An 11,743-nucleotide genomic window follows, 5' to 3' on the forward strand; every position below is an offset into this window, starting at 1 on the left:
CATGGCTGAGCCGGGTGATCCGTTCACGAGTGGTCAAAGTGCGGGCGCGGTCCGTCCGAAGACCGTCGTCATCGAGCAATTGCCGGCGCCGGCGAAGCTGTATGGGCGCGCGTTGTCGGGCATCGTCAAACGCGGGCGCGACTCGCACTTGCCGGCGTTGCGCCTCGTGCGTCCCGCGGTGGCCCTCGACCCAGGACCGGTCTGGCGGTATGCGCGGGTCTGCGGCTTCATCCCCGAGCACGGCGTGCCGCTCACGTATCCGCATCTGCTGGCCTTCCCCCTGCATCTGCTGATGCTGACCGACCCCGCGTTTCCCTGGCCGGCGCTCGGCCTCGTGCATCTGGCGAATCACGTGCGGCTGCGCCGGCCGCTCGCTTACAAGGACATGTTGCGCGTCGAGGTGGAATTCGGCACGCTGCTGCGTCACGACAAGGGCCAGGCGTTCGTGCTGCATACCCGCATGTATCGCCGCGGCGAAGCGGTATGGGACGGCGACAGCGTCTATCTGAAACGTAGCGTGCCGGCGAGCGGCAGCCCCCTCGATCCGCTGGAACTCGGGCAGGACGCGCTGGAGCGCATCTCGCGCTGGCAACTACCGCCGCAACTGGGGCGCGACTACGCGAGCGTGTCCGGCGACTACAACCCGATTCACCTGACTGCGCTGTCCGCGAAAGCATTCGGCTTTCCGCGCGCCATTGCGCATGGCATGTGGACGCTGGCGCGCGCCGTCTCCGCGCTGCAACCGCCGAAACCGCTCGCGGAGGCCACACTCTCCGCCGAATTCAAATTGCCGATGCTGCTGCCGGGCGAAGCGTCGCTGTGGAGCGCGTTGCCCTCGTTGATCGAGCGGGACATCGAAGTACGCGACATCGCCGGAGAAAAACCGCATTTGCGCGGTCGCATGCAATGGAGGCTGCTATGAGGCAAACGCACCCGCGCGCAAGTTTTCGTCACTGCATGGAATTGAAGCCGCCTGAAAATCGTTGTTGAGCTAACGGAATCGTCAACGCAAATAAGCCTTAATTGCGATTCACGCCATTTGCATCATTCGCACCATTGAATAACCAGGGAACGACCCAAAGGAGCCGAGCATGTCCAACCCGCAACCCGCCGTGCGCCGCGTCGCCATCATCGGCGGCAACCGGATTCCGTTTGCCCGCTCGAACACCGCTTACGCGACCGCGTCGAATCAGGACATGCTGACCTTCACGCTGCAAGGCCTGATCGATCGCTACAACCTGCACGGCGAACGCCTGGGTGAAGTGGCGGCCGGCGCCGTCATCAAGCACTCGCGCGATTTCAACCTGACGCGCGAATCCGTGCTGTCCACCACACTTGCGAAAGAAACGCCGGCCTACGACGTGCAGCAGGCCTGCGGCACCGGGCTGGAAGCGGCCATTCTTGTCGCCAACAAAATCGCCCTCGGGCAGATCGAGGTGGGTATCGCGGGCGGTGTCGATACGACATCCGATGCACCGATCGGCGTCAACGAGCGCATGCGCAAAATCCTGCTCGAAGCGAATCGCGGCAAGAGCACCGGCCAACGCGTCGGCGCACTGGCCAAACTGCGGCCGGGCATGTTTTTCAAGCCGCTTCTGCCGCGCAACGGCGAACCGCGCACCGGGCTGTCGATGGGCGAGCATTGCGAACTGATGGCCAAACGCTGGAACATCTCGCGCGAAGCGCAGGACGTGCTCGCTTACGACAGCCACCGCAAGCTCACCGAGGCGTATGCGCGCGGCTTCGTCAACGATCTCATGACGCCCTACCGTGGCCTTGCGCGCGACAACAATCTGCGCTCCGACCTGACGCTCGAAAAACTCTCCGGTCTGAAGCCGGTATTCGACCGCGACGCAGGCACGCTGACCGCCGGCAATTCAACACCGTTGACCGACGGCGCATCCGCCGTGCTGCTGGCAAGCGAGGATTGGGCGGCCCGGCATAACCTGCCGGTGCTGGCGTATCTGAGCTGGTCCGAAACCGCCGCCGTCGACTTTTTCGACAAGAAAGAAGGCCTGCTGATGGCGCCCGCTTATGCCGTGCCGCGCATGCTGGCGCGCGCCGGGCTCGCCTTGCAGGATTTCGATCTGTACGAGATTCACGAAGCCTTTGCCGCGCAGGTGTTGTGCACGCTCGCCGCATGGCAGGATGACGAATATTGCCGCACGCAGCTCGGTTTGCCGGGACCACTCGGCGCGATCGATCGGGCAAAATTGAATGTGAACGGCAGCTCGCTCGCCACCGGCCATCCGTTTGCCGCCACGGGTGGCCGCATCGTCGCCGGGCTCGCGAAAATGCTCGCGCAACTCGATAAGCCGGCCGGCACCGCACGCGGGCTGATCTCGATTTGCGCGGCGGGTGGCCAGGGCGTGGTGGCAATTCTGGAACGCTGAGCGCCGCGGTTGGCTCAGCGCGTGTTTCAATGAATGCCTGGCTTCCAAGGCGACCGCAATGACCGCGTTGATCGCTGCTTTGATGACTTCATGACTGGCTGCAAGACCAGCACACAAACGGATGAAGCCCCTGCTTCAGGAGACGACCGATGACCCAGCCCACGCAAGCCCCGCTCTCGCCCGCCGCCGCAAACGCACCGCTCGCAAACGCAGCGGACCCGATGCCTGGTCAAGCGGTGAATCACGCGCCCAACACCGACGGCATCTGGTACGCGTCGTATCCGGCAGACGTACCGCGTGAGATCGACGTCAACCAGTACGAATCGCTCGTGCAGTTCTTCGACGAATGCATCGCGCAGTTCCGAGAGCGCGTGGCGTATGTGAGCGTGGGCGCGAACATGACGTATGGCGAGCTGGGCCGCAAGGCGGCTGCCTTCGCCGCGTATCTGCAAAGCATCGGCGTGAAGTCCGGCGAGCGCGTCGCGATCATGCTGCCGAACACGTTTCAATATCCGGTGTCGCTGTTCGGCGTGCTCAAGGCGGGCGGCGTGGTGGTCAACGTCAATCCGCTCTACACGGTGCGCGAGCTTGCGCATCAACTGAAGGACAGCGGCGCGCAAACCATCATCGTGTTCGAGAACTTCGCCAAGACCGTTGAAGATGCGCTGCCGGGCACCAAGGTGCAGAACGTTATCGTGACCGGCCTCGGCGATCTGCTCGCCGACGGCCTGAATCTGAAGGGACGCCTGCTCAATTTCATGCTGCGCCACGTGAAGAAGATGGTGCCGAAGTACAACCTGCCGAAAGCCGTGCCGCTGCTCGAAGCGCTCGCGATCGGCTACACGCGGCCGCTGACGCCCGTGCGCCCCACTCACAACGACATTGCCTTCCTGCAATACACCGGCGGCACCACCGGCGTGGCCAAAGGCGCGATGCTCACGCACAGGAACATCATCGCCAACCTGTTGCAGGCGAAGGCGTGGTCCGAAGGCCAGTTGAGCGGCGAGATCGAAACGGTGCTCACGCCGCTGCCGCTTTATCACATCTATTCGCTGACGGTGAACGCGCTGATCTTCATGGGGCTCGGCGGGCGCAATATTCTGATCGCCAATCCGCGCGACATGAAACGCGTGATGATGATCATCCGTCACGAGAAATTCACCGGCATGACAGCTGTGAACACGCTCTACAACGCGTTCCTCGACAACGAAGAGTTCTGCAAGCGCGACTTCTCGAACCTGAAGCTCGCGATGGCGGGCGGTATGGCCACGCAGAAGTCGGTTGCCGATCGCTTCAAGGCGGTCACCGGCAAGCCGATCATCGAAGGCTATGGACTGACCGAGTGCTCGCCGATCGTGTCGATGAATCCGGTCGACCTGAGCAATATGCGCGACTTCGAAGGCTCGATCGGCTTGCCCGCGCCATCCACGCAAGTGCGCTTCAGGAAAGACGACGGCGCGTGGGCGAACATCGGCGAAGCGGGCGAATTGTGCGTGAAAGGGCCACAGGTGATGAAAGGCTACTGGAATCGCCCGGAAGAAACCGCCAAGGTGATCGACGACGACGGCTGGCTCGCCACCGGCGACATCGGCGTGATGGATTCGCGCGGCTTCATCCGTCTGATCGACCGGAAGAAGGACATGATCCTGGTGTCGGGTTTCAACGTCTATCCGAACGAGATCGAAGACGTGATCGCAACGCTTCCGGATGTGCGCGAAGTCGCCGCAATCGGCGTGCCCGATGCGGCGCAAGGCGAGCGGGTGAAGGTGTTCATCGTCAAGCGCAATCCGTCGCTGACCGTGGAACAGGTGATCGCCCACTGCCGCAAAAACCTCACAGGGTACAAGGTGCCGAAGCTCGTCGAGTTTCGCGACGAGCTGCCGCAAACCAACGTCGGCAAGATTCTGCGCCGCGCGCTGCGCGACGAGGAACTCGCGAAGCAAAAACCTGCCTGACAGGCAAGGCGTTCGATATCGCGCCGGCTATCTTTTCGGAGAGATTCATGAAGCACAGCTTGTCCGTACGCTCGCGCCGCTCACCGGCCTTCATGCGCCTCGCCCGTTTTTCATCGGAGACCGCGACATTGAGTGCGTCCCTGACTGCTTCATTACGCGCGGTCTCATCACGGCGAGCTCTGATCGGCGCGCTAATAGCCGGCGTTGCTACGGTGGCCATGCCGCCGGTGTTCGCGCAGAACGACGACACGCCGCCCGCGCTCGACGCCGCCGGCGCCAGCGCCGTGAAGGCACCCGTCACGCCGTCCTCGCAGGTCGGCAAGCTCACGCTCGATCAGCAGGTCAAGTGGCTGCGCGCCGCGCAACAAAGCGGCGCAATGGAGAAGCTCGACGACACGCAACTGGTCGCCCTGTTCCAGTCGCTCGATCCGCTGGCGTTGCCGCGTTACATCAAGGAAGGGCCGAACGGTTACCCTTCATACGAGTTCGTCATGTCACGCTCGGAACGCATTCACGGCCAGTGGCCCGACAAGCCGGATCATATGCTGGTGCGCATCGCCCACGATCCGCTGCGAATCTACGCGAAATGGCTGCCCGACGGCGCGCACGCCGGTCAGGAAATCATCTACGACGAATCCAGACGCACCGACGAAATGTATGGCCACCTCGGCGGCATCATGAATGTCATGCCGCTGTGGACCTCGCTGAACGGCGCCCTCGCCCGTGCGCAATCGAACCACCAGGTGCGCGATCTCGGCACCGAGTACATTGCCAATCAGTACCTTTCCGAAGGCAAAAAATACATCGAGGCCGGCGTGCCGCGTTCGACTCAGGTGGAAGTGAAAACGATCGACGGCGTGCGCGTAGTGGCCTTCACCTTCGAAACGCCGAATGGCCAGCCGCAGTTCTATGCGAAGAAAGAGACGCTCGGGCTCGATCTGCGGCATCCGTATTTCCGCACGGTCGAGTCATATAACAACGACGGCAAGATCTTCGAGAAGATCGTCTTCGAAAGCATCACGCCGAAAACCTTCGACGACTCGACCTTCGATCCGAAGAACAAGGCCTATAAGTTCTAGCGGTTCTGGCGGTTCTAGCGGACAAGACGCGGCGTGAGCGCGAAGGCAACATGCGCGATAGGCCCCGCGCCCTGCTCGTAACGGTGCTCGACCATGTGGGTCACACGGGTGGCAAATTCCTTGAGCACGAAGTAATCGGATGCGCGTGTGAGGCCGATCAGCGACGCGGGCGTTTGGCTGAGGCGCGGTGCCAGCGTCGAGTACCAGAGCACGCCCATGTCGTCGCCGGGTTCGAAAACGGGCAGCTTCATATGCGCAACGTAGTCGGCGAATGCGAGGCCGCCTGTCAGGGAGGAATCGATCACGGCGAGGGTGTCGTGGAGAGCGGCTGCATGCGCAAGCCATGGCCACGCGCCACCTGCCGCGGTCGAAAGCCATGCGCCAGTCATCATGAATGTGCGTCGGTCCATGGCTTCACGTATAACCCCGCCGGTCGCGCCACGCCGCCGGCCAGATCCCCTGCTTGCCCGGCGCAAGGATGCCATTCGGGTCGAGTGCATCCTTGATCGTTTCCGAGAGTCTCAGCAACGCGCCGTCGTTGAAACTGTACTGCGCCGCGGCGAAATCCATGTACGCGAGATGCGCGCGATATTCGCCGTAACCCGCGGCGCGCGCATCGCTCATCAGCGAACGCAGTAAAGCCCCCGCCTGCTCGACCTGATCCGCGTCGTCGCGGTCGAAAATCGCCGCGAAGATGTGATGCAGATGACGCACGCCAGCCGTAAAACCGCCGTAATAATCAAAGCCGTATTCCGCCGCGCGCGTCTTGACCATAGTGTATTGGCGCAGCGCGTCGCGCCCGGTCGCCGGGCACACCGGTGCAAAGTCCACATGCGCACCCGCGCCGCCGCGCCAGTCGAGCATGCGGAACGCGCTCATCGCGGGGATGCCTGCCATATTGCGATCGCCGCCCGCGGTGGGTTGCGCATCGCCCGCATAGCGAGCGGCCGAAAATTTCGCTTGCGGCACGCGCGCGAACGCGCGCTGCACGATCGCATAGCGCGCGTCGATCAATTCAGGTGTCCCGTATAGCGCGAAATGCAGATTCCAGCGGCCCACATTCAGCTTGTCGAGCATCGCCGCCACGGCGTTCTCGGGCATCGCGCCTTTGCCTTCGTACCACTGCTGTCGGGCCGACAGTCCCGCGGCCCGGCGCAAACCGCCCTCGACCACCGCTTGATTGCGGATCGTTTCATCGAGCCGCAACGGCCGCAGGATATCGACAATCGCTTCGAGATCCGCTTCGTGCCGAAACTGGATTTCGCCCAACAGATAAGCGGGCGGCGCCGGCATCAGCCAGACACCGAGCTTGGTGACGATGCCGTAGTTCGACTGCATGAACATCGCGTCGAAAGAAGGTCCGTAGCCCGGTCGATACAGTTGCCACGCGGTGCCGATTTCGATTCCGCCCATCCCGGTGCGCAGCACGTCGCCGTTGGCGAGCACCACTTCCATGCCGCACTGCGCCGCTGCGTGATCGCCGTATGCGGTATAGCCAAAGCCCCGCTCGAGCGTATTGCCGACCACGCTGCCCCAACCCGCCGCGGGCGGATCGACCCAAAGCTGGTAGCCTTTGTCGCGCAGATGCGCGTAGAGATCGAAGTAGCTGACGCCTGGCTCGACCAGCGCGTAGGCGAGTGTTTCGTTCACCTCGATGATACGGTTCATCCGCTGCAGATCGAGCACCACCGAACCCGGCAGCCGCGGCGCGGCGCCACCGTACGCGAAGTTGCGTCCGGTCGAGACTGTCCACAACGGAATCCGGAATTGATTGGCAATCCGTAACACCGCGCGAATTTCGTCGACGGATGCGGGCAGCAGCGCGGCGGACGCCGAGAACGCTTCGCGCTCGCCGGGTGCGAACGGATCGAGATACGCGGCGAGCGCGGCGGCCGAGGTCACCACCTGCGGCTCACCGACAATCGAGCGCCAGGCAGCGAGCGCGCGATCGAACGCGGCGGCGGAAACTTTCGGCGGCAAGTTGCGCGTCAAGGTGTCTCCTTTGCGGCCGCTTGAATGGACGACCTCAGGCTAGCGGTGCATCCCACTTCCACCGCCATGCGACATGCCGCTCCACACGTGAGTCGGCCCACCGCCATGCCAGTTGCCATGCGCACCCATTCCATATGATCCGTGCCCATAACGCACATGGTCCATGTGATGAAAATGATGGAAGCGGTCCACGAAAATGAACGATACACCGCCAGCGAATACCACCGGCGGTCCCCAGTACCATGGATCGTAGTAATACACCGGTGCCGGAGCTAATGCCAGCGCGGCGGCATCGTCTTCGACGATCTGCCAGCTGCCGTCCGGCTGAAGGCACGCGCGACCGCTGATCTGTTGCATGACGCCGTCGATTTCCGCCTGTCCCACGACGAAGCGGCACGTCGAAGTGTCGTTTAACGGCGCATTGTCGTCCGATTGCGCCGCGACCGGCGCAGCGCTTGCGGCCCACAGGCACAGACACGCGGCGCCGGAGCACAGCCCTGCGCCGAGCTGATGGAAAGTAAGCATGATTTCGCTGCCTCGACGCGCCGGCGTTGCGACTCGCAAAAAGCATGTCGACACCGTGAAGACCCCGTCGGTTTGCCTCGCACGAGACCGTGCCGTCCCGGCGCGCACGCCAGCCGGGACGGCATGATCCTGCTGCGAGTAAACGAAACGCCGCGCGACGCTATTCCGGCGGCGCGCGCGCGTGCAGGGCGTTTCTGTTACAGCGTGTTGCAGCGAAATTTTGGGGCCGGCGCGTTGTCTGACCAGGTGCTTGTGGTGAGCTCGGTGCTACTGCCAGGTCTCCGGTTTGCCGCCGAGCGCGCTGCACACCTCAATCGCAATCGAGCGCAGCTTGCCTTCCGCAATCGGCCCGGACAACGCGTAGCCCATGCGATCGCTGACCCAGTAAAAGGTCCGGCGGTTACCGTCGCGGAACAGACGGAACGCGGTTTCGTCGCGAGAAATACCCGTGACGTACAGCGTGAGCCGCGCACCGCTGCTATTTTCGTACATGAACTGTGCGGCCGGTCCGGCTTCGCCGGGTAGTAAACGCCCCCCCACCAGCGAATAACCGTACTCCTGCAACGAAGGCACCGACAGCGGCCGGTTCAGGCGCTTGGACAGCCAGTTGATCAGATGCTCTTCCTCGCTCGCGGCGACTTCGACGGGATGACGCCGCTCGGGCGTGTACACCGCATAGGCGATGTCGGCGCGCTCGGCAAAGCTCGGCGGCTGGCCACCCAGACCGTTCCACGCGCCGCCCGTCAGCCTCGGTGCGAGCGGCCCCAAGGCGAGTGCGAGACCCGCGCCGGCCGCGAGCCAGCACGCCGCGAGGCCGACGCGTTGCCACCACGGCGTCGAACGCCGCACGACGATGAAGGCCGGCTCGTCGGCCTCCCGCTGCCCCATGCTTCCGACACTCCCGTGGTGCTCGTTGCGCTGTGGCGCACTGCACAGCGCCTGCAGCGCCGCTTTCTGGGCGCGCCACGCGGCCACCCTTGCGGCAGCCTGCGGTTGCTGCGCCAGCTCCGTCTCGATCGCGGCGCGCGCCGCAGCGGTCAACTCGCCGTCGACATACGCTGACAGCGCGCGCAAATCGGGCCCGTCAGGCAAGCTGGAATCGTGGTTGTTATCCATCACGGATTTCTCACTACTTTCAGCGGCTGGACTTTACGCGCCAGACCCACAGCGCCCCCTTCCACCGGCCCCTCCGTCATCAGCACGCGCATGTGTTCCCGCGCGCGCGACAGCCGCGACATCACCGTGCCGATCGGCACGCCGAGCGCTTTCGACGCTTCCTGATAAGACAGCTCCTCCACGCACACGAGCAGCAGCACTTCCCGTTGCTCGACTGGCAGGCAATACAGTGCGCGCTGCAGATCGCGCAACACCAGACCGTCGACTTCGCCATACGGCGCTTCGAGATTGCGCCATGGCGCGCTTTCCTCGTCGACAGCAATCTCGCGGCGGCCGCGCAACTGATCGATATAAAGATGCCGCAGGATCGTCAGGAGCCACGCGCGCAGGTTGCTGTTCGGACGGAACGCCGACCAGCGCGCGAGCGCGCGCTCCGCCGTATCCTGCACGAGGTCGTCGGCCCATGCGCGGTCGCCCGTCAGTGCGCGCGCATAGCGGCGCAACTGCGGGAGCCACGAAATCACTTCCGCTTCGAAATTCACCCGGCGTGGCAACGCTCAGTAGCCGCCGCCACTGCCGGTGCCACCACTGGTGCTCGAGGCGCCGCTGTCGGTCGCGGAGGTGCAGGCGCTCGTTGCGAGCGAGCCTAGCGCGAGCGCGAGCAGCACGAATGCGGCAGAAAGAACACGGGATACTTTCATGGTGAGTCTCCTGATGAGCGCCCGGCCGGCGCCTGCGAGCCGGGGATCCGATTGGCCACGACCGGCAACGTGCGCAACGTACGTAATGTGCGCAACGTGCGATATGCAACGCTGCCATGTCTGACTTAACGCGAGCGGACAGTGATTTATTCCACGTGCGGCAGCGGCAGGCACCTTCTTTTTCCGCCATCCGCGTCCGGCCCGCTCAAACGTGGCCGAAGAAGGCGCTATTCGTAGGCAGATTCGTAACTCAACGTTACAGTCAATAGTTATCAGATGCTTATGTGCGCGCAAGCCGTTATAGTGGACGCAGTTCGGCCGCCGACGCGTTCCGCCCCCACACAGGGTAGAATCGCGGCGAACAACCGTTTTACTAACTTGAATTGTCCATGGCTTCCGCAGAATCGCATCCGCAAAACGATTTCATGAACGCTGCGCGCAAAGAACGAAAGCGCGTTGAGATCTATCTTGTCAACGGCATTCGCCTGACAGGGTGCATCGAGTCGTTCGATCAGTACCTGGTGATGCTGCGCACGCCTGTCGGCCTGCAAGGCATCTACAAGCGCGCGATCTCGACGATCCAGCTCGACACCGGCACACGTCCAGCGCCGCGCGCCGGACGGCCTTCGCACGGCGAGCACACCACGCGCGGCCCGCACGGCTCGCGTGAACCGCGCGAGCATCGCGAACCACGCGAGCCGCGCGAGTCGTACGGCGCGCCGGCCTCGGATCGCCCGGCTTCCGATCGTAGCAGCAGCACGTCCGACGGGCCAGTGGTCGTCACACGCCGCCGGCGTCTTTTCGGCACGGGCGGGGGCGACGGGGGCAACCATGGCGGCAGCAATCATGGTGGCAATGGCGGTAGCAGCGGCGGCAACGAATAAACCGCCGCCTCAGCGGCCGGCTACTCCGACGGAAAACCGAGCCGCTGCAAAATCTTCTCCAGTCGCAGCACCTGCAAGTCCGTCAGCTCAAATCCGCATTTGACCGCCAGCACGCGGCGCCGCCAGTACACGGCGTCCAGCATGCGCAGTGCCGGTTGCCGTGTCGCCCAATCCAGATGTTCCAGTTCGGCTTCCACTACGTGTGATGCGTTGAAGCGCTGCGCGCGCGCAGGGTTTTTCCGGTCCATGTCGTTCACTGCCTTGTTGTTCGCTACTTTTGTTTGCTAGTTTTGTTTGCTCCCCTCCCGAGCTGGATGTTGCCCGTTCACGGTTTGCCGGACGGTGTGGCCGGCAGTTGCTTTTGTTTTCCGGCGACACTCGGAGAACGACTTGATGCGGGATGGTTTTAATTTTTGCTTTTTTCTTGTTGTTTTCTGATCTGGTTTTTGGGGTTCGAGCGTCAGGTTGTTGTGAAGGAAATGCTTACGGTGTGAGTCCCCTGGACGCTCGGCTCATGCTCGCGCAGGTCCGCTTTGGGCTATGCTGAACTGTCAGCTTTCTACTTCTAGCGGAGCATGTCATGACCAAGCAGAAGCAACAGGCACCTCACCCAAAGGAAACGCCGCAACCCGCTGAGTCCGTCGAGAGCCGGCTCGATGAGGCACTCGAGGAAAGCTTTCCCGCCAGTGATCCGATCGCCGTCGATGTGGGGGAGCCGAGGCACTTGCCAGTGGGGGAGGTGCATTCGCATGGGAAGAAGAAGCAGCATTAGAGGGGGGGGGTTTTGCCATGGGCAGGGGGTTTTTTCTGTTTGCCTCTGGTGTTGGCCTTTCCTTGATTTGTTATTGGTTTATTAGCGTTGCCCCTGTGCGGGGCGGCACTCACTTCTCTTTGCCTGCCGCAAAGAGAAGTAAGCAAGAGAAAGCGGCTCAAACCGCCAGCTCATAAGCGGGCACCCCGCGCAGCCACGGTAGTGGTGCATCTGGAATCTGTGTTCCCGCACATTCGGCATGTGTGACAAGGGTGTCATTCGCTCCCACTCCGCACTGCGTGCGTCGCGGATGGGTATGCATGGGATACCGCGTGGGGTGCATCGGG

General features: G+C 63.1%; 13 protein-coding genes. 6 read left to right on the forward strand and 7 right to left on the reverse strand.

What is annotated here, in order from left to right; all coding sequences use genetic code 11:
- Position 1: 1 nt before the first annotated feature.
- The 4 genes from KHO23_RS22060 (at position 2) to KHO23_RS22075 (ending at position 5,427) form a co-directional block, all read left to right on the forward strand.
- Entirely contained in the window at positions 2 to 922 is a 921-nt protein-coding gene (locus KHO23_RS22060) for a MaoC family dehydratase (protein ID WP_211613352.1), read from the forward strand.
- A gap of 169 nt (positions 923 to 1,091) precedes the next feature.
- Positions 1,092 to 2,393, forward strand: coding sequence for an acetyl-CoA C-acetyltransferase (locus KHO23_RS22065; protein ID WP_211613353.1), 1,302 nt, complete (start codon positions 1,092 to 1,094; stop codon positions 2,391 to 2,393).
- A gap of 149 nt (positions 2,394 to 2,542) precedes the next feature.
- Positions 2,543 to 4,348: an AMP-binding protein gene (locus KHO23_RS22070; protein ID WP_328821991.1), complete on the forward strand. Its 1,806-nt coding sequence runs from the start codon at positions 2,543 to 2,545 to the stop codon at positions 4,346 to 4,348.
- 47 nt (positions 4,349 to 4,395) lie between these two features.
- The gene (locus KHO23_RS22075; RefSeq protein ID WP_211613354.1) at positions 4,396 to 5,427 is read left to right on the forward strand and encodes a DUF1571 domain-containing protein; all 1,032 of its coding nucleotides are present in this window, start codon (positions 4,396 to 4,398) and stop codon (positions 5,425 to 5,427) included.
- Between the two features lie 14 nt (positions 5,428 to 5,441).
- On the opposite strand, the gene KHO23_RS22080 is transcribed toward KHO23_RS22075, so the two are convergent.
- The 6 genes from KHO23_RS22080 to KHO23_RS22105 all read right to left on the reverse strand — a co-directional run bounded on the left by KHO23_RS22080 (position 5,442) and on the right by KHO23_RS22105 (position 9,761).
- A complete protein-coding gene (locus KHO23_RS22080; protein WP_211613355.1) occupies positions 5,442 to 5,837 on the reverse strand; it encodes a hypothetical protein in 396 nt (131 codons plus the stop codon).
- A 4-nt stretch (positions 5,838 to 5,841) separates the two neighbouring features.
- Positions 5,842 to 7,419: an FAD-binding oxidoreductase gene (locus KHO23_RS22085; RefSeq protein WP_211613356.1), complete on the reverse strand. Its 1,578-nt coding sequence runs from the start codon at positions 7,417 to 7,419 to the stop codon at positions 5,842 to 5,844.
- A 39-nt stretch (positions 7,420 to 7,458) separates the two neighbouring features.
- Positions 7,459 to 7,944, reverse strand: coding sequence for a hypothetical protein (locus KHO23_RS22090; protein WP_211613357.1), 486 nt, complete (start codon positions 7,942 to 7,944; stop codon positions 7,459 to 7,461).
- Positions 7,945 to 8,211: 267 nt separating this feature from the next.
- On the reverse strand, positions 8,212 to 9,060 hold the full coding sequence (locus tag KHO23_RS22095; protein WP_211613358.1) for an anti-sigma factor family protein: 849 nt from the start codon (positions 9,058 to 9,060) through the stop codon (positions 8,212 to 8,214).
- Positions 9,060 to 9,602, reverse strand: coding sequence for a sigma-70 family RNA polymerase sigma factor (locus tag KHO23_RS22100; RefSeq protein WP_211613359.1), 543 nt, complete (start codon positions 9,600 to 9,602; stop codon positions 9,060 to 9,062). The genes KHO23_RS22095 and KHO23_RS22100 overlap by 1 nt, the downstream gene beginning before the upstream one ends.
- Before the next feature lie 15 nt (positions 9,603 to 9,617).
- Entirely contained in the window at positions 9,618 to 9,761 is a 144-nt protein-coding gene (locus KHO23_RS22105) for a hypothetical protein (protein WP_211613360.1), read from the reverse strand.
- A 389-nt stretch (positions 9,762 to 10,150) separates the two neighbouring features.
- Here KHO23_RS22105 and hfq point away from each other — a divergent pair, with 389 nt between their 5' ends.
- Positions 10,151 to 10,645, forward strand: coding sequence for an RNA chaperone Hfq (gene hfq / locus KHO23_RS22110; RefSeq protein ID WP_211613361.1), 495 nt, complete (start codon positions 10,151 to 10,153; stop codon positions 10,643 to 10,645).
- Between the two features lie 20 nt (positions 10,646 to 10,665).
- On the opposite strand, the gene KHO23_RS22115 is transcribed toward hfq, so the two are convergent.
- Positions 10,666 to 10,893: a hypothetical protein gene (locus KHO23_RS22115; RefSeq protein ID WP_211613362.1), complete on the reverse strand. Its 228-nt coding sequence runs from the start codon at positions 10,891 to 10,893 to the stop codon at positions 10,666 to 10,668.
- A gap of 332 nt (positions 10,894 to 11,225) precedes the next feature.
- On the opposite strand from KHO23_RS22115, the gene KHO23_RS22120 reads away from it, so the two are divergent.
- The gene (locus KHO23_RS22120; protein ID WP_211613363.1) at positions 11,226 to 11,417 is read left to right on the forward strand and encodes a hypothetical protein; all 192 of its coding nucleotides are present in this window, start codon (positions 11,226 to 11,228) and stop codon (positions 11,415 to 11,417) included.
- Positions 11,418 to 11,743 lie beyond the last annotated feature (326 nt).

Source organism: Paraburkholderia haematera (genome assembly GCF_905220975.1).
Lineage (GTDB): Bacteria > Pseudomonadota > Gammaproteobacteria > Burkholderiales > Burkholderiaceae > Paraburkholderia > Paraburkholderia haematera.